The following is a 21,279-nucleotide window of genomic DNA, read 5'->3' on the forward strand; positions in this document are numbered from 1 at the left end:
CCTTATATCTTGGATGCAGTGGATTTGGGCGCTCGTATGGCCATAGGCATTATTTCATCCAACGTTGGGTGGGCGAACATGACCTCATCCAGCCTGGATTCTGTGTATCCTTCCTTTATGAGCAATTGGGCCACTGTCACAAGGTGCGATACACCGTGCCCGACAGCGGCGATACCTGCTATTTGACCATCGTGCCAAACAATCTTTACAAAACCTGCTGTGCCTCCGCTGGCCTGAGCAATGGGGTTGGCTGAAAGTGCAGCCTGGGATACGTCCACAGCTTTGCCCTGGCGCAAAAGCTCACTGGCGGTTTTGCCAACGCGCATGATTTCCATACTGCCGTATACGCAGGATGGAACGGGGCCGGGCACATACGCGCCTTCTGTTTCGCCCAGAATGTGTTTGGCCACATAGGCGGCCTGATGCTCTGCCGCATGCGCCAGAAGGGTGAGTCCGTTAACGTCCCCGATGGCATACAGGCCGGGCGCGCTTTGCAGGGTTTCGTCCACCTGAACATAGCCGCGAGCTGTGAGGCTGCCGCCAAGGCTATCAACAGCGAGGGTTTTCGTATTGGGAAAGCGCCCCACAGCGATCAAGGCTTTGGCTGCCGTGATGACGGTGCCATCCTCAAGCTCCAGTTGGGCCTTGCCGTCAACGGACGTTAAATTTTTGGCCTTTGTTCCTTCATGGCAGGCAATGCCCTTTTTGGTCAGGGCACGAAGCATTTCTTTGGCTATGTCTGCGTCTTCTGTAGGTGCTATGTGCGGAGCGGCCTCCACTACAGTAACGGCGCTGCCCATAGCTGAAAAAAAATCTGCCATTTCCAGACCAATAGCTCCTGCGCCCACCACAATCAGGCTTTCTGGAACAGCCGGAATACGCAGAAGATCCGTACTATCCAGAACATTGTTGTGGTCGGGCACAAGGCCGGGGAAGCTTGCGGATGATGTGCCGCAGGCCAGAATGACCTTCTTTCCTGTCAGCTCAGCAAGGCTTTCGTCTGTGGTGACCTGTATGCAGGCCTGACCATCCTTTTGTCCCGCGCAAACACCGATACCTTCAAAAAGAGTAATACCCAGGCCAAGCAACGTTTTTGCAAGGGTCTGGCTTGTTCCCTTGGTAAAGCGTGCGACACGGTTTTGCAGAGCAGCGAAGTCAACCTGTATAGAGCCTTGGGCGAGACGCACTCGTTCCTGGGCATGTAAAAGACTTTGCGGGACCGTTGCCCCAAGCAACATCTTTGTAGGAATGCAGCCTGCGTTAAGGCAGGTTCCTCCCCAGTGCTTGTCTTCAATCAATGCTACTTTCTTGCCTGCTTGGGCCAGAATACGGGCTGCGGTAGTTCCGCCAGGCCCGCCGCCAATTACAATAACATCATATGATTGCACGGTATGATCCTCTTACTTGGCGATGTCGGCTTTGAACAGAAACTGGCGTGAAGCGGAACGATATATGAGCAGCGTTTGTTCCGGCAGCGCCTCAAGCCCGCGCATATCCCAGGCCATTTCTGGCGTAACGGCGTCGATACTGTAGGGCAGGGTAGGCAAGTTGCAGGCCTCGGCCACCATTTGAGCCGCTGCAACGGCTTCGGACCTGTCAGGCCAGGACCATGTGCCGTCCTCGCGTGACTGGGGAACTGCAAAAAAGCGGATGATGCCTTCCGGCGTATTGCGCACAAGGTCAATGGTTTCAGCAAGTTCACTCTTTGTGGGGGCGCCGCCCAGGGTGCGCTCTGTGCTGGCGTTTCCGCCCACGACATTAAGAATGACACGCACGTCCTTGTTGCACAAAAAATTTTGCAGCAGCGCGGGCTTGCGTCCATCCACTTGCAGCCATACCTGCAGGCCGCCTTTTGCAAGGCGGTCAACAAGGGTAAGCATATTTTCTTCTTGTCCATCAGGGCACTGGGAAGGGTAGATGCCAGAAATTTTACCGTGTAGCATGTCGCTTCTGGTCACGCAGCTCTCGAGAACTTGACCGGAAAGTAGATAGGCCAGAATTTCTCCTGATCCCTGCTTGATAACCTTTCCATCATCAAAAAGAGGAAATTCCACACCTTCGGGGTTACGGTAAATGGATTTGCGGTTGGTGCGGTAAAAAGTGTTAAATGCTTGCGCATCGGCTTTGAAATCAATGGTGTCGTAGTCCAGCCCGCGTTCGGCAAGAAAGTTTTTAACAATTTTGCATCGAATACAGTCGGGCGCGGTGTAAAGGGTGATGCTCACGGCATTCTCCTTGGAATTAAGTGAGCCGGGCAGGCAAGTCTTGATAGATGAATCTGCCCGCCCGGCAGTCTGAAATAGATTTGGGTTGAAGGTCAGGCAATATCTTCGAGAGACTTGCCACCCGTACGGGCGCCCCACAGGGCCAGCACAAGAGCTGGCACAACGCAAAGCGCGCTGAATATGTAAAACACGCCGTCAAAGCTGTATGCCGCGTAGACTAGAGGAATGAGCGGCTGGGAAAAGGCCACGGCAAGACGGCCAATGGAAGAATGGAACCCCGTGGCGGTGTTGCGCAAATGGGTGGGGTAGGATTCTGCCGTATAGGAAAAAATTGTGAATCCCAGGCCCATAACAAAGGCAGTGAGCAGAGCGCCTACGCCTACAACGGTCCAGTAAGAGCTGACATTGCCAAATATGGGAGCCAGCACCGCCATTGCAGCCAGCATGATGACCAGCGGTATCTTGCGACCGCCCATATCGGTAAAGGCGCTGGAGGCGAAGAGGCCCAGGGGAACGCCGATTGAAATGAGGGTCGTAGCCATCAGGCATTCTTCAAGGGTAAAGCCGTGAGCCTTGAGCAGCGTGGCAGTCCAGTTTGTCACTACAAAAGTCGCGGGGTTGGTGCAGAGCACCAACACAAGGATGACCAGTGTTCTTTTGATGTACTTCTGGCTGATCATACCCAGCAGAACTTCACGCATGGGCGGCTTTTTTGTAGCGCCTTTGCTGGCAGCTTCAGAAAGGTCAATATCCAGATGAGTCAGGTCGCGCATGACAAATTCCGCTTCCTTGATGCGCCCACGGCTTACCAGCCAGCGTGGGGATTCATCCAGGTACTTCCAGGCGATAAACAGGGCGATGTAGCCCATACCGCCAAGATAGAATATGTAGCGCCATGCTTCTTCATGTAGTGGAATGATAGCTCTGCAAAGCATGCCGATGACAGGCACGGCGCAAAAGCCGACACCCGCCACGAGATTTTGCCATTTCCCCCGGCTTTCCGCTGGAGCCATTTCAGCAATATAGGCCTGGGAACAAACCATAAGACAAAATACCCCAAATCCCGTAAGAGCCCGTGAAGCTACAAAAACATGAAAGTCGTCCGTCAATCCGTTGATGATGGACGCCGTCGAAAACAGGGTGATGGCAATAAGAAATGTTTTTCGGCGTCCAATTAGATCGGATATGAACCCGCCCACAAAGCCGCCGCATGTCATGGCAGTAAAATACCAAAACGTGACAGTGCCAATGTCACGCATTGTCAGCCCCCAGTGCTGCATCAGGGCCGGGGCGATAAAGCCGAAGTTCCAGTTGTCCATTTGTTCGCAAAAATAGGCCACCATAATAATGAAAAATACAGCTTTATGGCGACCGGTGACTTGAAGTCCGTCGAAGTAATTGTTGCGTATTCTCTCTTGGCCTGGCATGGGTTTTTCCTTTGGCGCTAGGATTTATTCATGAATTTTGTGCGTTGGCGAAAGTTTCTACTTCAACGGGAGCAGGAGGTTGTACTTTTATTAACTAGTTAGTTGCGTATTGTTGTAGGCTGAGCAACATTTTTTCATTTTTTTTTATAAATTTATTATTGTGCGAGCCAAGTCTTTCCATATTTAGCGCAAAAGCAATAAACAATTATGTGAAAAAAGGGGTTATTTGCGAAAAGTGTTGCCCAGACGACACATGTGAAAAAATTAAAAAGCCATTGTCCTGTGAATGAAGCGGGGGTGCAGGGGGTGCACCTATATTCACAGGAGAAGCCATGAAAACTTTTGGCAGCAAATTGTTTTGCCTGCTGTTCTGTGCCGTGTTCATGTTGATTGCAGTTCGGGGCAATGCCGTAGATTTTAAGGTTAAGGGGGCCTTTGACGTCAGTTTTGAAACTTCCAACGTTATTCCGCTTGGCGTGAAAGGAAGTGATTCTTTTCAAGCTTTGCAGCGTCTGCGCTTTCAATTGGACGCTGTAGCCAGCGAAAACGTGTCAGGTAGTCTGATTGTTACCGTAGGCACAAATGGTCAGTATTGGGGATCAGCCAAGGATGGTGCGGCTCTTGGAGGTGACGGCAGTAATGTCGTTGGCATTCGTGCTGCCTATATTGACTGGCGGGTGCCACAAACTGAAACCAAAATCCGAATGGGCATACAGCCTTTGTTGTTGCCCGGTTTCGTAACCGATTGGAGCGCCGTGTACGGGCAATTTACGTCCGGCATTACGGTCAATTCTCCAATTTACGAAAACAATGATTTTTCTATTGGTTCTACATTTTTCTGGGGCAGGCCCTACAATGACAATTCCCAGAATACCCAAGGCGGACGTCTTGAAAAAAATTACCTGGATAATCTGGATGTCTTTGCCCTTGTACTGCCCATAAAGGCAGAAGGAATAAAAATTTCACCTTGGGGAATGTACGCCCTTATTGGGGAAAACAGCCTGCGCGGCATAAATGATAATGCCTCTCAGCGCGAACCTGCTATCTACGCGCCCCGTGGCGGGCTTATGCCCATACTTGGTAGCGGCATGAATTACTTCCAGACGTTTGAAAAGAACTACCGCAATGCTGGCAATACCTGGGGAAATGGCTGGTGGGGTGGTTTGACGGTCAATCTGAGCCAGTGGGAGCCTTGGGATGTTGCCGTTGAAGGTACATATGGCCGTGTGGATATGGGCGAATTAAAAAACTACACCCAGTTTGACCCCAAGGGCGCTGGTAAAACCTTTCAGCTTCTGCGCCAGGGCTGGTATGCGGCCATGCGGGTTGATTACAAGCTCGGTTGGGGTACGCCGGGAGTGCTGGCCTGGTATGGCAGCGGCGACGACGACAACCCGTACAATGGTTCTGAACGGTTGCCCGTTTTTAATACGCCGTGGCCAGTGACGCCTTTGGGCTTTGGCGGCGGTTTCTTTGACCTGGATTCCTGGAAGGTGTTGGGGCATAACCCCGGCGGCATGATGGGATTTGTGGGCAGCATCAAGGATGTGAGCTTCATTGATGACCTGAAGCACACTCTCAAGCTTGCCTATTTTCACGGCACCAACAGTTCGGATATGCCGCGTAAGGCCAACATGGTTTCTTATCCCACACGGGCAGACGGGCCTATGGCCTATCTGACGACAACCGACCATGCGTGGGAAGCGAGCCTCTCCAATACCTATAAGATATATGAAAATCTTCAGGTAAACCTGGAAGGCGCTTACGTTAAATTGCACCTGGATTCAGATACGTGGCGCGGTGCCCAGGATTCACAGTTTGATGACAACTGGCGCGTTTCTGTGTCGTTCCGCTATACCTTCTAGCCTTTTTACCGATCGGTCATGCGGCCCCTGACGGCGGATAAAATCTTCTGTTCAGGGGCCTTTGCTATTTTGCCCCCAATAAACTGCCATATCGTACAACCGCCGCAAAATCGGGCTGCGGGTATTGATCTATATGACTTATTTATCCGTGCCGAGGCTAGCCGAGCAGGCTTACGTTCTTCAGGTCGCGTATGGATCTGGAATTGTAGCTGCACGGCTGCCTGAAGATAAAAATTGTTGGCACTACGTTTTCGTAACTGCCAGAATAAAAAAGAGACCCCGGCGGCATATCCGGGGTCTCATGGCAATGGGATTGGGTATGGAGACGGTTTATTCGGTAGCAGCCACGCAGTGACCAGCGCCGCTGTAGTAGCCAATGGTGCCCTTGACTTTGACTGTGGACATGGCGCCAAAGGGGGCTGCTCCAGCTACGCGAAAGTCTTTTACACTCATTGGTTCAATGGCTTTTTCTTCGGGAACTTCCGCCTGGGGTACCCATGAGTAGGGAAGGCGATATGCACGGTACACCCAGTTCATTGGCAGGCTGATGTGCCCCTTGTAAGGGCATATGTATTCCCAAACGATTTCATGTTCGGCGGTCACTTCAAATACGCGGCCGTCAGATCCTTCACATATCAGTGTATTGCCGTTCGGCAGGCGTTGTGCCGAGCTGATGAAGGGGCTGTAGAAACGGTAGGCGTCAAGCGGAACAAGGAAGCCAGCTTCATGCGGCGTGTACTGCCACACAATCTTCATGGCCACGGGATCTATTTCAAGAATGCGGGAATAGTCGCGCTGCGCAGCCTTGACGCCTCGGGGGGCACCAGGGTTGGGGTTGCCGTATCCGCCCCAGCCACCGTTGTCATATACCAGAATGTTACCTTCGCCGGGAAGGCCGCGAGGAATCATATGGGCGTGATGCTGGCCGATAATCCAGCCGATGGCTTTTTCTTCGGGCGTGCGGTCATAATCGGGCCCAAGCTGCCAGACAACTTTGCCCGTCTTTTTGTCCAGGATCAGAATGATGTTGGTTTCGCGCCCGTCAATGATAATGTTGTCCGGGTGGAAGCGGGCATCGCCTGCATCAAACCATTTGTTGGGGCCAAGCGTGGACATGGAGTTGACGTGCATCCAGTCGCCAACGCCCGGGGCATTTTCCATTATGGTGCCCCCGCGGAAGTTGGGGTCACGGCACATGGCGTTGCGAGCTGCTTCGGTAAAGCCCATTTCTTCTACATGGTCTGCACAGTTCCATTCCCAAACGATGTCGCCGTCCCATGTAACTTCGTAGATGACGTCATCGACAAGCATTTTGTCGCTGATGTAGGGATTAATGGTGTTTTTATGGCACAGAACAAGCGTGTTGCCTGAATCTATCTTGGGCTCCTGACCTGGGGCATAGTAGCCCGTGGAGCTGCCTTCACGCTGAAAATCATGATGCTGGCGCGCCATCCAGCGGCCTTCGCTGCCCGGGTCTTCTACAAATTCTGCCCTGTCGAATTTCCACACGATATTTCCATCCCAGTCTACCTGCACAAGATCAAGCTGGTCTTGCAGGCCATGCTTGGGATGACGGGTTCCGGTGCTGCCCATGAGCATGCCGCCGGGAAACATTTTATTGGGAAAGCCATGCAGGTCCTTCCACATACGAACTTCGTGCCCATTCATGCCAATCAGTAAGGCGCCGTTATCGGGAGCTTGCAGAATAGTAAAGCCGCTCCATGCTTTTTCCGGGTTATAAACTGTAACTCCTGTGGGATAGATAGTCGGATGGCCCATGTAACTCTCCTTTCGGCAAGGTTATTTTTTACACAATCGGGCTTGCTTCTTGCTTTACTGTCGTCAAGCCTTCTCGTGCCTTGCACATTAGCCTTGGCTGACCGTAAAAATTGTAGTTCGTGCAACACTATTCACAAAAAAAGCGGGGTAACGTTCTTTTATGAACAAGCTGCTATCTTGGCCTGAATTGCCTTTTAATCGATACCTATAAATAAATATTTAATTTGTTTTTAAATTTTTGTCTTAAAATGGTACTATACATGTTTCTTCTTATGGCTATGCTAGGACGCGAGTGCAGAATAGAACCTCTTTGCACAGGAGGAAATCATGTCTTTTATAGAATTGTTTAAGCATAATGAATGCTGGGGCAAGGTAGTTAGCGACAAGCCGCGGCGATGGGGAAAAGGTTGGAGGTTCAGCGATGAATCGCCGCTGATGTATTATTTGCTCAGCGGCAGGGTGCGTTTGATGGCTTTGGACGCTAAAGGTAATGAAAAAACATTGTGGTATCTGGGTAACGGCTGCTGCTTTAATGAAACTGTACTTTTTGAATCAAGCTCTATGATAAGCCGGTTTCCAGCTCGGCGGGTCAGATTTTATCATGAGTGCACAAAAAATTGCTACCTGCATGCATTCTCCAGGCAAGATGTTGAGGCTTTGAGTAGGGAAAAACCCGAGCTTTTGATCAATCTTTGTGAGAGCTACTCCAAAAAGGTCGGGCTATTGGCGAAGCAACTCGTATCGCTCAGCCTGGAATCGCCCCTGACCAGAGTTTGCAAGTACCTTGCTTCGCGAATTGTGCCGGGGTCAAATCCACTATGTGCTCACCGCGATATGTCCTACCGCGAAATGGCAGATCTGCTGGGCATGCACCGTACTTCCATCCACAAGGTGATGCGCCAGTGGCAGGCAGAAGGCATATGGGATTTTGACAGAAACAGTTCTGACGTGATTATCTTACAGCCAGACGCTTTTTTTGAAGAAGCCAGCATGTGACGAAAGTAGGCATTGAAAATTGCCACTCAAGTATTGAGGTTTATGGCACGACATACCTTTTGTATGCCGTGCCTTGTTTTGGTGGTGGTCTGACAAAGAGAGATTGGCGCGTGAATTGCGTTTTTTTATCTACTGCGACCATGCAAAACTAAGAGTAGAAGTGATAATTAAAGCCAGAGGGTTTTGCTATAAGCTTCAGCAAGTTTTCAATATCTGATGATTTATGTGATTTATCAAGACTACTTCAGTATTATCCCAATTATATCCCCTTCGTGAAAATTTTTTGTCAGCCTCGCGTGGCACCTTATTGTGCCAATGCCTTATAAAGCAGCAACCCCAGGTTGGATATTTCTGCTCTCCCCTCCGAATTGGAATGCCAAGCATAGATTGTGAGTAAATCACGTGTTCAATTATCGCTATATTCGGCAAAACTGGACGTTACCGATTATAGCTCAGCATTCATCAAATTTTTTTATGAGAAACTAAGCATGATTTTTGTTCAGAAGCTCAATTGTTTATTATAATGGTATGTTATTTATATGTTAATTTGTTACACTATATAAATTAAATGTGAATGTTTTGCGTGGAGATCTTTTCAATGCTAATAAAAAACCGCTGTAAATAGTGTTGATATTATCAAAGTAATCTGTGTTGCACAAAAAAGTTCGGATTGATACAATATTTAATAATTGTAGCGTTATGCTACAACTTTGTTTTATTCCCGCTACACGATCAGGAGGAGTGACAACATGAGGTGTCTTCCGGTCGAGGTTTCCCCCCATAATCCCGTATATCAGCAAAGCATTCATGAAGCCTGGAAGGATTTTATCGATGGTGGTGAAATCCGTGGGCGCGTGCCTGATCATATTTTGGACGGATGGTTGCTCAGTAGGGCCGCTCGTATAGACCCCATGCGGGTTCCTGATGTTCCGGTGCTGGAGAGACAGCATTTGGACGACTTGTACGACGAATTTGCCACGTTGCTCACTGCGGCGTCCCCTGTGCTGGAGATGCTGAATTCATGCATACAAGGCACCGGGTATATGGCCATTCTTGCCGCGCCATCCGGTCATATTATCGCTACTGTGGGTGATAAAGATCTCTTGGATATGGCCCGTACCCAATACAATATGCCGGGCGCTGACAGAAGCATCAACAAGGTTGGAGCTTCTGCCATTGGCATGACTTTGGAGCGTTGCCGCCCTGTGCAAATATTTGGTTACGAGCATTATAATGCGGGCCTGCATTCGTGGCGTTGCGCCTCTGCGCCTATTCTGGCCGATGCTTCTGGCGTATTGGCTGTGCTGACCATTTCAGGCAACATTGCAAGCCCTGACATACAGGCGCTCGCAATGGTGACCACTTTCGCCAACTATATCGGCATGCGGGTGCGGCAACAGAACATTGAAGTTACCGGGCAAAAGCTTAAAGCCTTATTACGCAGTGCGCACGATTCGTTGAGCTATCCTTTGCTGGTGCTCGACGATAATGGCGGCATCACTCACGCCAACAGGCACGCTTCGAAATTGTTCACGTCACGCGGGCTGGAGCTGTCGGGCAGAAGTGCAACTTCACTTGTAAGTCCTTCTGACGTGCAGCGTCTGCAGCTGGCACTGTCTGGACAAAGGTTGGGGCACGACAGTTTGACGTTTCTTACAGAGCACGGTCCTCAGCGCATTGCCTGCACCTTTTCACCAGTAGAGCTGGATGAAGGAAATCTTGTGGGCATGGCTCTTTCGCTGAATCCTGACTCCAGCAGCGCAGGCGGTAGAGTCAGAAACCGGGATGGCACTTCGTCCCCGTCTCCGTGAAAAGATCCTCAGGCGGCCCGTGAGGTCGCGTCAGTTCACACCGCACGATACCAGTTCACAGACATTCTTGGGGCAAGCCATACCTTGCGGCAGGCGATTGACTTTGCCCGGCGAGCTTCCCGGTTAGCATCGCGTATAATCATTTATGGTGAAAGCGGTACTGGCAAAGAATTGTTCGCTCAGGCCATCCATAATGCAGGAAGCAACCCTGAACGGCCTTTTGTCGGTATTTCCTGTGCCGCCATTCCCAATGATCTTATTGAAGCCGAACTGTTTGGTCATGAAGAGGGCGCGTTCACCGGTGCTCGGAAGGGGGGACAAAAGGGACGGCTTGAAGCAGCCAATGGCGGAACACTGTTTTTAGACGAAGTGAACAGCTTGCCCCTGTCTGTTCAGGCCAAACTGCTTCGCGTACTTCAGGAAATGGTATTCTCGCCTCTTGGCAGCAATCGCCTCGTTCGGCTTGATGCACGCGTAATTGCGGCGGGCAACGTAAATCTGGCTAATGAGGTGCAGGCCGGAACTTTTCGTTCTGACCTCTACTACAGGCTTAACGTTGTGGAAATAGAGTTGCCGCCTCTTCGTGAGCGCAAAGGCGATGTTGAATTGCTGGCAAAGATGTTCTGGCGCAATCTCTGTAAGGAAATGGGTATGACTCTGGCTACAATTGAGCCGGCCGTGATTGAAGCGCTCAAGGCATATCCGTGGCCGGGAAATGTGCGGGAACTGCAAAATGTTTGTGAAAGAGCGTGTATCCTCGCAGACGGTAACTCCATCAGGCTTGACTGCTTACCGCGCCATATTTTCGAACAGCATGAAAATGTTCTGGTTGATGCCAAACCTCATATACCCCTTGGGCACACCTCTATGGACGACCTGTGCGAAGATTTGGTGCGAAAAACTCTTGAGGCATCCGGCGGAAATATTAGCAAAGCGTCTGAAACTCTGGGCATAGCCAGAACGACTCTGTACCGGAAAATGAAAAAATACGGTTTGGGACAATAATTTTTGGAGGCCCGCTACTTGTGCAGGGCTTGAGCACCCCTGCGATTGCGACGCATACTTGGTATTGGACGTGTCATAGTATTCTGGCAGCCAGAGCAGATAAACACTTTTGATGTTTATCTGCTCTGCGCGTATTAGGGGAAAAAATGTTTTGAAGCACGTTGCCTTGTTGTAACAACAGAGACATGCGCCGTAACGGGGAGGCTACGGCGCATGAAGTTAAGGGTGGACGCAAAAGAGCTAATCAGCGTCGGGGGCTTCGGTGATATTGGCCTTGGGCAGACATGTTTTCATAGCCCAATAGTAGCAGAGAAGCGCTACAAGCCCCATAGCGACAACATCCCAGGGCGAGGTCAAGATTCCCTTGCCGCCGAAAGATCCAAGATAGGAAATGATCAAGGTCAGTATGTAGTAGGCCACAAGCCAGAGGGTCGACTTGATTTGTTGCTGAAGACTTACGTGTTGGGTCGGCACTTTTTTGCTGGCCAGAATGTATGCAACAAACAGCAGTAGTTCGATGGGGAACAGCCAGCAAATAACGCTCCATCCCGACCAATACACAATAAGGGATGCAATGATGAAGGTCAGCGGAGATATGATCTTCAATCCGCGCACCCTGAAGGGGCGGGGGAGGTCAGGAGCGTTTATGCGCAGTGCGCCGCAGGCAATGGGGGCAAGGGCGTAACTGAGGCACAATGCGCCGGAAACCACGTTGATGAGTTCCTTCCAGGGGGGAAGGGCATTGTCCAGAATATGGAAAGCCCAAGTGTGAGCCAAAGAGCAGGACGGGGAATGCCCGATTTTCTGTCCACGGCAGAAAACCGGTTAAAGAATGTGCCACTGCGCGACCATGCGTAAATGACCCGGGGGGTCGCGACCATGTAGATATTTCCTGTTCCGGCGGGTGAAATGACTGCATCGGCCACTACAAGTATACCCAGCCAACCAAGACCCAGTAGCAAAGCAATGTCATGATAGGGAAGAGAAAACTTTGCGGCTATGCTGCCCCAGCCTTCAGAAAGCATGTCCGGGGGAATACTGCCAAGAAAAACCAGCTGCAGTACGATATATATAATGGTGGAAAGTACGATGGATAACAGCAAGGCGATGGGGATGGTCCGCTGGGGATTTTTTACTTCGCTGGCCACAGAAACCACAGGAGTCAAGCCAAGATAGGCAAAAATGACGCCCCCGGCGGTTACTGCCATCTGCACACCGTGGCTTCCAAATGGTGCAAAGCCGTGCGCAGTAAGATTTTCAGGCTGAAAGTAGAACATCAGCACTATCATAACCAACGCAGGCACCACAAACTTGAAGAGACTGATGATATTATTGGCAATAGCGAATGATTTTACACCGTTATAGTTGATTATAAAGAAAAGGATTGTCAGCAAAAGTTGCGCTATCCAGCCTGCCAGAGTTGGCGAGCCTGAAGGATCAGCTGTAAGCCAGGGTAGCCATGCTGCAGCATATTGGCGCGCGGCTACAACTTCAATGGCAATAAGGCTTGAAAAGGCAATGACTGTCAGTGAGGCAAGCAGATACCCCACAAGTTCACCGTGGGAAAACACAGGAAAGCGAATAATGCCGCCAGCCTTGGGTAAGGCTGCTCCAAGCTCACAGTATACAAGGCCAAGGAAGAATACTGTGATACCACCAATGACCCAAGAAATAATACCGGCAGGGCCCGCATACTGCGCCACAAAACTTGCGCCAAACAGCCACCCTGACCCAAAAATAGCTCCCAAGGCTACAAAAGTCAGATCTGTAGTATTTAATTCCTTTTTGAACTTACCTTGCTCAGCCATAAAATCTTCCTCCCCCTGCGTATGGGTGCCAAGTGTTATTTAAATTAGAAGTAAACCTTGTCCCACCCCCCCCATTCGGTAATCACATTGAAAATTAACCAACGTTGTATGCTGTTTGATTTCATTGTGTTGCAAAAAATTTGCCACAATGAAACTGTCTGCAATAATTAAACTATACGGTATCGTTCGAAATTATAATTTTGTTGCAGTGCAGCAAAATGCTACAAATGTATTTTTTTGAAACAAGGTTACGTGTAAAGAGTATTTTGTGTCTGTTTGTTGTGAACAGCCATTGCTATGGCGTGAGCAGCCGAAGCTTTGAAAAGAAGCAAATCAGGGGATGAGAGTAATTTTGCCAATAGCAGAGCTAGGCGTTTGAAACGTAAAAGCGTGCCTTGCGGTATTACCAAAGTATATATTTATGGCATTTTTGCGCCTTCATGCTGTTCAATGCAGAAGGCGTCAGAGCATGCGCGCAGAATACATAAAAGTGCAGGCTTTGCACCAAGGGAGAGCGATAAGACGCGCAAATGGTGCAAAGCCTGCGTAGAAACAAAAATGCTGCGATCCGTGGATGCTGTTTGTGAGAACTTATTGATGTAACTAATGCGGGCTAGCTCGCACTCTTTTGCGGAGTCATTTTACCCCACAAACCGATGTCCGTTTCTTTATATAACTCGCTGTTAGTCCAGCCTGAATCCGTTCTTTAGCGCGTCGGAAGGGTCAATAACAAACTTGTGGAAACCAGTAAGGTAGGCGGTTCCGCTTACCTCCGGCACTCCCCCCTTGCAGGGACCCACTGTGGCTGGTTCCACAATCCGCGCTGTAAATTGCGTGCCAATGACGCTCTCGTGCACGAATTCCTGGTTAAGCTTCAGCTCACCCTTCGCAAAAAGTGCGGCTACCCGGGCCGAAGTGCCAGTGCCGCACGGGGAACGGTCAAGGGAGTCTGGCAAAAAGACCACCGTGTTGCGGTAGGTGGCTTTTGGATCGTCAGGTTTGGTGTAGAACATCACGTGGGTGATGACATTGATAAAGGGTTGCTCTGGATGCTTGAAATCTACTGCATTGCGCACAGCTCCGCCGAATGCCTGGGCGGCCTTTTCAATCGCTGAGCGGTAGCCAGAGCGCAGGTTCAGACCCGGAAAATATTTGGCGTCGGTGATGGCGTATGTATTGCCGCCATACGCAACGTCATAAGGCACTTCACCTATGCCCGGCACGTCAACAATCCCGGAACAGAACAGAAAAGAGGGAACATTTCGAAAGGTCACGCGAGTTACCTTACCACCCTTCATTTCCGCCCTGGTTCGTACCAGGCCAGCGGGCGTGTCGATATTGACATTGCACACGTCGCCTTCAGGAATAATAGTTCCACTTTCAAGCATGGCAGTGACGCAGCCGATGGTGCTGTGCCCGCACATGGGCATAAGCCCGCCAGCGTCGATGAAGAGTATGCCCATATGAGCTTCAGGATTGCAGGGAGGAACCCATATGGTGCCCGACATATTGCTGTGCCCGCGCGGTTCCAGCATGAGAGAGCTTATCAGCCAGCCAAGATGTTCTTTGGCATAGGCCATTTTTTCCTGCATGGTTGTTCCCTGAATGGCAGGGCAACCAGCCACTACATTGCGCGTTGGATTGCCAGCCGTATGGGTATCAATCGTCTGGATCATGTTAGACAGGTTCATGGCGGCTCCTCTTGAGTTGAGGCCTGGTCAGTCACCGCAAGGAAGGGTTGACCAGGCCTGTCGTGGCTATCTGTCAAGATTGATGAATATGGTTTTCTGCTCGGTGTACTGGTCGTGAGACTCGCGCCCCTTGTCCTTGCCGCCGAAGCCGGAAAGTTTGTATCCGCCGAAGGGCGTTGTATTGTCTCCCTCGCTGAAGCAGTTGATGGATACTGTGCCCGCTTTGAGCGCGCTGGCAAAGGTGTGAGCCTTGGTCAGCGATTCGGTGAAGATAGAGCCATGCAGGCCGTAGCAGGTATCATTGGCCATGGCCAGCGCGTCTTCATCGGATGTGGCCGTGAGAATGGCTGTAACAGGCCCAAATATTTCTTCACGCACCACCGTAGCGTCGCGCCCCACGTTGTCAAAAATTGTAGGTTCTATGAAAAGCCCGCTGCCGATAGGGGCCGCTTTGCCGCCTGTGACAATATGACCGCCCTCGGCTTTACCCTTTTCAATATAGCCCATGACAGTTTTGAATTGCTGTTCGCTCACCATTGAGCCCAGCGCGTTGGCGGGGTCAAGGGGATTGCCCATCTTCCACTCGCTGAGAGCTGCCAGAAAAGCATCAAGAAAGGCTTCTTTCTTGCGTGCAGGCACGATGATGCGCGAATTGGCCGTGCAGTTTTCACCCATATTCCAAAATGCGGCGGAGCAGGCATGGCTAGCTGCGTGCTCAAGGTCGGTAAAGTCTTCAAGCAGTATAAAGGGGCTTTTGCCCCCAAGCTCCAGTACCACACGCTTCAGATTACTTTCGGCAGAGTATTGCAGAAAGCGGCGGCCCACATCAGTGGAGCCAGTGAACGAAAGAACGTCGATATCCATATGGCGGCCCAGCGCTTCGCCAACCAGGCCGCCGGGGCCCGGCAGCACCTGAAGCACACCTTCGGGAACCCCGGCCTCTGCCGCCAGTTCTGCCAGTCGCAAGGTAGAAAGGCAGGTAACACTGGCGGGTTTAATGATGACGCTATTGCCTTCGGAAAGTGCTGGACCAAGCTTCCAGCCTACCATTTGCAGAGGAAAGTTCCAGGGCAGCACGCAGGCTATAACGCCTGCCGGCTCACGCACGATAAGGCCGCATTTGAGATCGCCTGAAGGCGAAGTGCTGCCGTACTGCTTGTCGGTAAATTCGGCATGCCACTCAAGGCATTCAATGGTTTCAGGCAGATCAGTACACAGGTTCTCGCGGATGGGCTTGCCGCTGTCGATACTTTCAAGCACCGCAAGCTCAACAATATGTTTTTCCATAAGGGCGCAAAGCTTGAGAAAGATCTTTTTACGTTCTGTGGGGTGCATTTTGGACCACACCCCGGAATTAAAGGTTTTGCGGGCCACAGCCACCGCTTTGTCCACGTCTTCTTTGCCGCAGCTTGCAACCTGAGCCAGCTCTTTGCCAGTAGCGGGGTTGATGGTGGCAAAGGTTTTACCCGATGCGGCGGAAATAAACTTGCCGCCAATAAAGGCCAGGGTGGGGTATTGCAGGCTGGCCGCCAGATTTTCATATTCCTGGCAGGTAAGGAACTGAGACATGGTGGATTCTCCTGTTGTAAAAGTCTTTGGCGGCTGGGGCATTATCACTCTGACATGCCCAGGCGCTGCGTGAGCAGGCGCCCGCCGCAAGGTCGCGAGTTGTTAATTTGCGTGGTTAAGCGCCATAACAGGCGTGCTTTAGACTTTGAGCGTGCTGTTCCCAAAGCTAACCTGCTCTAGTTGAGGTCTGGGGGCATAGGCATGTCCGCCAGTTCACCCAAACTTAGAGGAAAAAGCGGCGGCTGGGCTGTGTACTGCGGTAATTGGTCCAGAGGCAGCCCCTGTGTATGGGCAATCATTTCAGCCACAGCTTGCCCGCACATACGGCCCTGGCAGGTTCCCATGCCGGGACGGGCTTGGGCCTTGAGACCATCTGGCGAAAAACAGCCTTGCTTGATGGTCTGCTGCAGTTCTTGGGCCGTAAGTTCTTCGCACCGGCAGACCACGGCATCGTCCGTCGGCTGTAACAAGGATGGAGTGGGAGCGAAGTATTCATCAAGAAATGGCTGCAACTCACGGCATTGCCGGACACTGCGCATGTGGATTTCTGCGCGTCGGTTGCGGTTGGTCATGTCCAGACGGCCCAGTTCGTGACAGATGTCCAGGCCAACCAGCCGGCCTTCACTCTGTGCAGCAACTGCGCCGCGAACGCAGGCCACGTCGCCCGCCGTACGTATGCCTGGCACGCTGGTCTGGCCCCATTCATCGGCGCTGACATGCCAGTATCGCTGGCGTTCGTCCCAGGTATGGCGACACCGGGCAAGGCGGGTGATGCGGCTTTCTGAAATGACGCCCTCGTGCAGCAGCACCGTTGAGGCAGAGAGGCTTTTCTTCCTGCCTCCCAAGGCGGTGAAATTGATTCTCAGGTTTTCCGGTTCTGCCTGTTCTATCTTGAGGTCGCGAACAGCGAAAACACATTTTTGCTTGAAAAAGGTTTGCGCGGCCATGCTCACGCCGTGCAGGAAATAACCTGGGCGCGACAAGGCTCCTTTCATATGCTTCATGGCGCGCAGCATGTTGCTGAGCCTGCCTGTGAAAAGAACTGCCGCCACTGGAACCTTGAAGTGGTGCATGTGTACAGCGGCCTGAAAGATAAGGGGGCCGTTGCCGCACAGCACTACTGGGCCTTGCGGTAAAAGTGAGGCCGACTTGAGCAATATATCCGAAGCTCCCGAACCCATAACGCCAGGGAGGGTCCAGCCTGGCAGCGGTACAGGGCGTTCCATTGCTCCCGTGGCAAGCACAACTTGCCGGGCGGTCATGCAACGGCTTTGCCCCGGTATGCTGAAATATACTCTGTCTGGGGCGATATCCCATACATTGGCGCTGGGCAGAAACGTTGCGCCACAGCTTTTGAATTCTTCCAGCAGCGGCAAGCCGGAAGAATAGTCTGCCCCAAGACTGCGAGCGAGGGCAGACGAACCGATGCTTTTGAATATCTGACCGCCGGGTTCGGCCTGCCTCTCAAGTACCAGCGTGTGCAGACCCTGGCGTGCTGTTTCAATGGCTGCGCACATACCTGCGGGACCAGCCCCGACAATGATGACATCCCAAGTGCTACGCATGGTTGCAACTCTCCTTGTCAAAATTGGGAACCCCTGTCTGGCGGCTTACCCGCATGCCCTCTGCCACAGGAATGAGGCAGGCCTGCTGGTTGGGAACGCCGTTAATGGTCATGAGGCATTCAAAGCATACACCCATATGACAATAGGGGCCGCGTTTGTGCCCCCCATGCGTGGTGCGGGTCCAGCCGTGGGATGATCCCAGCACGGCGGCAGCAACGGTTATGCCTTCGTCAACCTCAAGGGGCTGTCCTTCAAAGTAAATGGTCACCTGCCTGGCCGCAGAAGGGGTAACTTTGACAAACACGATTGTTCTCCTCAGGCGGTGGTTGTTCCGGCAGAATGCGTCACAGAGCTTGTGCCGAATCTGTCTAGGGCCATATAGCTGATGTCCATAAAAGGAGCCTGACCGCGTACCATTTCTGAAATAAGCTTGCCCGTGATAAGCGAGAGGCCAATGCCGTTTCCTTCGTGCCCGGTGGCCACAAAAAGCCCTTGAAGAGGCGTGGGCGAAATGATGGGTTTGGCGTCTGGAGTGCAGGGACGCAAACCCGCGTAGCAGCGGATGACTCTCGTATCGGCCAAGGCGGGGTAAAAATGGCGGGCGCGCTGCGCGATAATGCGCATGACCGTTGGATCAGGGCGAATGTTCATGCCAACATAGCGGCGGCTGCTGCCAAGCAGAATTGTTCCTGCATGCGAGGGCTCAAGCACAAATGCAACGCCAAAGTGCTCCATTTCAGGCGTGGCATCGCTGCGGGTTTTGCCTCCCTTTGCCAGAAGATAGCCGTATTCTGCATAGTTTTTGCCCACCAGGTTGCGCACGCGTTCGGTAACGAGAACATGCCCCTGCCGTGGACGAACAGGAACGGAAAGCCCCACCATGTCGGCAAGCAGGGGCGTCCAGACGCCTGCGGCAAGGATGACGTTATCAGTATGGATGAGCCCTTTGTCCGTTTCAACCGTTGTGATCCGTCCCTTGTCGGTACGCAGACCTGTGACGCTGGTTCTGGTCATGAGGGTTGCGCCATTGGCTTCCGCATGCATGGCAAGCCCCTGGCAAAGCCGCATGGGGTTAAGCTTGCAATCACCATTGAAATTCAGGCAAGCCAGAATGCTGTCGCCAATATTGGGTTCGTGGTGGCGTAAGTCGTCTCTGTCCCACAGAGTGACGTCAACTCCCTCATTTTTTTTGCCCTCATAGTTGGCGCACACCGCGTCTAGATCCCGTTCGTCATCTACCAGCAGCCCAAGACCTTCTGGCGAAAATTCAAAGTCTACTGGCAGAAATTTTTCTGCCGCATGAAACATATCCTGTCCGTATTTGCAAAATTGGCTGTATGCGCCGGGCGGCGTGTCGTAGGTGACCACATGGCCGTCGCAGCGGCGGCTGGACCCCCAGGCGAACTCGCCATGCTCAACAAGGGTTACATCAACCCCGTCCATGGCAAGATAGCAGGCTACTGCTGTACCTACCGCCCCCCCGCCGATAACTACGGCTCCGGCGGTGTCTTTGCTGCTCATGGTAGTTCCCTTTGCTTTTGTTGCTCAGGTATGTGTATGAGGGACGGCCCCAAGCCGCCCCTCATGAGGAATGTTAGCAAAAGTCGGCCTGTTTGAGCACTTTTTCAAGTTCAATACGCACTCCTTCAGAAAGGGGCTGGCGGGGCAGGCGCAATTTGCCCGTTCCAAACCCCTTGAGCGTAAGAGAATGCTTGACCACCTGCCAGAGCTCGCCCGTGTCTTCAAGCAAACGCAACAATGGCAGCATCTGCCGATATACCTTGCGTGCCTCGTCAAGATTTTTTTCTTTAACAATAAGGTTGTACAGCTTGACGCACATGGCGGGGGCCACGTTGGCAAGCACGCAAACCCAGGCTTTGGCGCCCATGACAAAACTTTCGTAAGCAAGGCTTTCGCATCCGCAGAAAACCACCAGTTTGTCGCCCACCTCGTCCACAGAGCGGGTAAGGCGCATAATATCACCGCTGGATTCTTTAAGAAAACCCATGTTGGGCAATTGGGCGCATTTTATCAGGGTTTCGGGCGAAACGGCCACACCGCAGCTGCCAGGGTTGTTGTACACCATCACCGGCAGGGGGCTTTGGGTGGAGAGGTACTTGTAGAATTCATAAATTTCATGCTGGCTGGGATGTACGCCAGGAGGGGGAAGAATCATGACACCAGCGGCGCCGATTGAGCCTGCATGTTTTGAAAGTTCAACTGAAACATCAACATTGGGCGAAATGGCGCCCACAATGACCGGAACCTTGCCATTCACCTCTTTCATCGTGAACTCGGCAACCTTTTTGCGTTCGTCAATAGAAAGCGCAGGCCATTCGCCAGTGGCTCCCACGGGCATGATACCGTGTACGCCTGATTTGAGCAGCCATTGGATATGGTTGGATATCGCGCTGTAGTCGATGCTGCCGTCCTGATTAAAGTGCGTCACCGTTACTGCGAAAATACCGTGAATGTTGTTCATGTATCCTCCATTGGATTTTTATGCATAGTCCCTAGCAAAAAATCTACCAACAGTACTTAAAAAATAACTATATAAAAAATATGGATGTTTTTTTGTTATGTTCAGGGCCGACGCATGATGTTGCCACGTTGGTTGCGCCATAATGCTACAGGTGTAGCCTTGTGCTACACATTGTTCACTTCTGTTTATTGCCGTCGATGATGGGCATGATGTGTGCAGCAGGCAGTAATGATGTCGCGATTATTACAATAACAAAGCTGTTTCAGATTGTATTTTGATTATTGCCAATGGCAGACTGGCGCAGGCGGCTTTCAGGCATGCAATTCAATCAGAGTAGGAAGGACTCGATTTCTGGGTGATAGGAATACTTTCTGGGCGATAGGGTACACTGCCCACAACAGATTACGTTAGCGTGTATGCCCAGGTCTGCATGATTTTATTCGTAAAAATTGGTCCCGCGTTCACTAAAACAGTGAGCGCGGGACTCTTTTGTCTAATGGGGCTATTAACTTAAAGCTTGAACTTGCTGTTGTCCGCGCGCATCTTGCTCACTGCGGCCACCAAGGCATCCACATTAAGGACCATTTCCATCATACTTATCTGCTCATCCCACTTGGCGGGATCGGCAGCTTCCTTCATTTCCGGTTCAAGCACGTGGTACACGCAGAGTCCCAACGGAACTCCGGCCAGGGATCCGGCAAAGGTGGGGTCGCCCAAGGTAACGGTTTCGGCATAGATCTCCGCCCCTTCAGGGTCGGAAGAACCGAGAACCACCACGATGTTTTCACCACCAAACTTCTCAGCGGCGTCCTTTACACGTTGCTGATTTTCCAGATCCATGGCTCCTGCGGCCGTTCAAACGAAGCATTCGGTGGCAGAGAACAGGATCTCTGCCCCCGAATTGGCGAAGACATCTGCCATGGCGGGGCCGGGTACACCGTCCCTTTCACCAAGCAGCAGAAGCTTCTTTCCTTCGAGCTTAGCCATTGCTTTACTCCTTATGATTATGGGCATTTTATCTGTACGGGCCGATGCGGCAGCCCGTCTTCCACGTTG

Annotated in this window: 17 protein-coding genes; 4 read left to right on the top strand and 13 right to left on the bottom strand. The window is 51.6% G+C overall.

Annotation, left to right across the window (positions count from 1 at the left end; all coding sequences use genetic code 11):
• Positions 1 to 2 precede the first annotated feature (2 nt).
• From HNQ38_RS05120 to HNQ38_RS05130, 3 genes are all read right to left on the bottom strand, one after another.
• Positions 3 to 1,388: an FAD-dependent oxidoreductase gene (locus HNQ38_RS05120; protein WP_183718325.1), complete on the bottom strand. Its 1,386-nt coding sequence runs from the start codon at positions 1,386 to 1,388 to the stop codon at positions 3 to 5.
• A gap of 12 nt (positions 1,389 to 1,400) precedes the next feature.
• Positions 1,401 to 2,225 (bottom strand): glutaredoxin family protein, encoded by an 825-nt coding sequence (locus HNQ38_RS05125; protein ID WP_183718326.1) that lies wholly within the window; start codon positions 2,223 to 2,225, stop codon positions 1,401 to 1,403.
• A gap of 92 nt (positions 2,226 to 2,317) precedes the next feature.
• The gene (locus HNQ38_RS05130; RefSeq protein ID WP_183718327.1) at positions 2,318 to 3,652 is read right to left on the bottom strand and encodes an MFS transporter; all 1,335 of its coding nucleotides are present in this window, start codon (positions 3,650 to 3,652) and stop codon (positions 2,318 to 2,320) included.
• Between the two features lie 332 nt (positions 3,653 to 3,984).
• Between HNQ38_RS05130 and HNQ38_RS05135 the strand changes: the two genes are divergently transcribed.
• Complete coding sequence (locus HNQ38_RS05135) at positions 3,985 to 5,517, top strand: outer membrane homotrimeric porin (RefSeq protein ID WP_183718328.1); 1,533 nt, start codon at positions 3,985 to 3,987, stop codon at positions 5,515 to 5,517.
• A 330-nt stretch (positions 5,518 to 5,847) separates the two neighbouring features.
• On the opposite strand, the gene HNQ38_RS05140 is transcribed toward HNQ38_RS05135, so the two are convergent.
• Positions 5,848 to 7,296 (bottom strand): aryl-sulfate sulfotransferase, encoded by a 1,449-nt coding sequence (locus HNQ38_RS05140; protein ID WP_183718329.1) that lies wholly within the window; start codon positions 7,294 to 7,296, stop codon positions 5,848 to 5,850.
• Between the two features lie 327 nt (positions 7,297 to 7,623).
• On the opposite strand from HNQ38_RS05140, the gene HNQ38_RS05145 reads away from it, so the two are divergent.
• The 3 genes from HNQ38_RS05145 (at position 7,624) to HNQ38_RS14440 (ending at position 11,108) form a co-directional block, all read left to right on the top strand.
• Entirely contained in the window at positions 7,624 to 8,292 is a 669-nt protein-coding gene (locus tag HNQ38_RS05145) for a Crp/Fnr family transcriptional regulator (protein WP_183718330.1), read from the top strand.
• Positions 8,293 to 9,041: 749 nt separating this feature from the next.
• Positions 9,042 to 10,103, top strand: a complete 1,062-nt coding sequence (locus tag HNQ38_RS05150) for a PAS domain-containing protein (protein WP_183718331.1) — start codon at positions 9,042 to 9,044, stop codon at positions 10,101 to 10,103.
• Between the two features lie 63 nt (positions 10,104 to 10,166).
• Positions 10,167 to 11,108 carry a sigma-54 interaction domain-containing protein gene (locus HNQ38_RS14440; protein WP_343060102.1) on the top strand — a complete coding sequence of 314 codons (942 nt, stop codon included), beginning with the start codon at positions 10,167 to 10,169 and terminating at the stop codon, positions 11,106 to 11,108.
• A 240-nt stretch (positions 11,109 to 11,348) separates the two neighbouring features.
• On the opposite strand, the gene HNQ38_RS14145 is transcribed toward HNQ38_RS14440, so the two are convergent.
• The 9 genes from HNQ38_RS14145 to grdA form a co-directional block, all read right to left on the bottom strand.
• The gene (locus HNQ38_RS14145; RefSeq protein ID WP_246387989.1) at positions 11,349 to 11,819 is read right to left on the bottom strand and encodes a hypothetical protein; all 471 of its coding nucleotides are present in this window, start codon (positions 11,817 to 11,819) and stop codon (positions 11,349 to 11,351) included.
• Complete coding sequence (locus tag HNQ38_RS05160; RefSeq protein WP_246387990.1) at positions 11,753 to 12,916, bottom strand: APC family permease; 1,164 nt, start codon at positions 12,914 to 12,916, stop codon at positions 11,753 to 11,755. Before HNQ38_RS05160 ends, HNQ38_RS14145 begins: the two co-directional genes overlap by 67 nt.
• Before the next feature lie 683 nt (positions 12,917 to 13,599).
• The gene (locus HNQ38_RS05165; protein WP_183718333.1) at positions 13,600 to 14,607 is read right to left on the bottom strand and encodes a proline racemase family protein; all 1,008 of its coding nucleotides are present in this window, start codon (positions 14,605 to 14,607) and stop codon (positions 13,600 to 13,602) included.
• A gap of 66 nt (positions 14,608 to 14,673) precedes the next feature.
• The gene (locus tag HNQ38_RS05170) at positions 14,674 to 16,176 is read right to left on the bottom strand and encodes an aldehyde dehydrogenase (RefSeq protein ID WP_183718334.1); all 1,503 of its coding nucleotides are present in this window, start codon (positions 16,174 to 16,176) and stop codon (positions 14,674 to 14,676) included.
• A 176-nt stretch (positions 16,177 to 16,352) separates the two neighbouring features.
• Complete coding sequence (locus HNQ38_RS05175) at positions 16,353 to 17,741, bottom strand: FAD-dependent oxidoreductase (protein WP_183718335.1); 1,389 nt, start codon at positions 17,739 to 17,741, stop codon at positions 16,353 to 16,355.
• Positions 17,734 to 18,045 (bottom strand): 2Fe-2S iron-sulfur cluster-binding protein, encoded by a 312-nt coding sequence (locus tag HNQ38_RS05180; RefSeq protein WP_183718336.1) that lies wholly within the window; start codon positions 18,043 to 18,045, stop codon positions 17,734 to 17,736. The genes HNQ38_RS05175 and HNQ38_RS05180 overlap by 8 nt, the downstream gene beginning before the upstream one ends.
• A gap of 11 nt (positions 18,046 to 18,056) precedes the next feature.
• The gene (locus HNQ38_RS05185) at positions 18,057 to 19,262 is read right to left on the bottom strand and encodes an NAD(P)/FAD-dependent oxidoreductase (protein ID WP_183718337.1); all 1,206 of its coding nucleotides are present in this window, start codon (positions 19,260 to 19,262) and stop codon (positions 18,057 to 18,059) included.
• Between the two features lie 73 nt (positions 19,263 to 19,335).
• Positions 19,336 to 20,223 carry a dihydrodipicolinate synthase family protein gene (locus HNQ38_RS05190; protein ID WP_183718338.1) on the bottom strand — a complete coding sequence of 296 codons (888 nt, stop codon included), beginning with the start codon at positions 20,221 to 20,223 and terminating at the stop codon, positions 19,336 to 19,338.
• Positions 20,224 to 20,733: 510 nt separating this feature from the next.
• Positions 20,734 to 21,210, bottom strand: a complete 477-nt coding sequence (gene grdA / locus HNQ38_RS05195; RefSeq protein ID WP_183718339.1) for a glycine/sarcosine/betaine reductase complex selenoprotein A — start codon at positions 21,208 to 21,210, stop codon at positions 20,734 to 20,736.
• Positions 21,211 to 21,279 lie beyond the last annotated feature (69 nt).

Source organism: Desulfovibrio intestinalis (assembly GCF_014202345.1).
Lineage (GTDB): Bacteria > Desulfobacterota > Desulfovibrionia > Desulfovibrionales > Desulfovibrionaceae > Desulfovibrio > Desulfovibrio intestinalis.

Bases quoted from the DNA above. Each gene is read 5' to 3' on its own strand.
- HNQ38_RS05130 (WP_183718327.1), bottom strand. From the start codon at position 3,652: ATGCCAGGCCAAGAGAGAATACGCAACAATTACTTCGACGGACTTCAA.
- HNQ38_RS05190 (WP_183718338.1), bottom strand. From the start codon at position 20,223: ATGAACAACATTCACGGTATTTTCGCAGTAACGGTGACGCACTTTAAT.
- HNQ38_RS05145 (WP_183718330.1), top strand. From the start codon at position 7,624: ATGTCTTTTATAGAATTGTTTAAGCATAATGAATGCTGGGGCAAGGTA.
- HNQ38_RS05160 (WP_246387990.1), bottom strand. From the start codon at position 12,916: ATGGCTGAGCAAGGTAAGTTCAAAAAGGAATTAAATACTACAGATCTG.
- HNQ38_RS05140 (WP_183718329.1), bottom strand. From the start codon at position 7,296: ATGGGCCATCCGACTATCTATCCCACAGGAGTTACAGTTTATAACCCG.
- HNQ38_RS05150 (WP_183718331.1), top strand. From the start codon at position 9,042: ATGAGGTGTCTTCCGGTCGAGGTTTCCCCCCATAATCCCGTATATCAG.
- HNQ38_RS05185 (WP_183718337.1), bottom strand. From the start codon at position 19,262: ATGAGCAGCAAAGACACCGCCGGAGCCGTAGTTATCGGCGGGGGGGCG.
- HNQ38_RS05165 (WP_183718333.1), bottom strand. From the start codon at position 14,607: ATGAACCTGTCTAACATGATCCAGACGATTGATACCCATACGGCTGGC.
- HNQ38_RS05175 (WP_183718335.1), bottom strand. From the start codon at position 17,741: ATGCGTAGCACTTGGGATGTCATCATTGTCGGGGCTGGTCCCGCAGGT.
- HNQ38_RS05170 (WP_183718334.1), bottom strand. From the start codon at position 16,176: ATGTCTCAGTTCCTTACCTGCCAGGAATATGAAAATCTGGCGGCCAGC.
- HNQ38_RS05135 (WP_183718328.1), top strand. From the start codon at position 3,985: ATGAAAACTTTTGGCAGCAAATTGTTTTGCCTGCTGTTCTGTGCCGTG.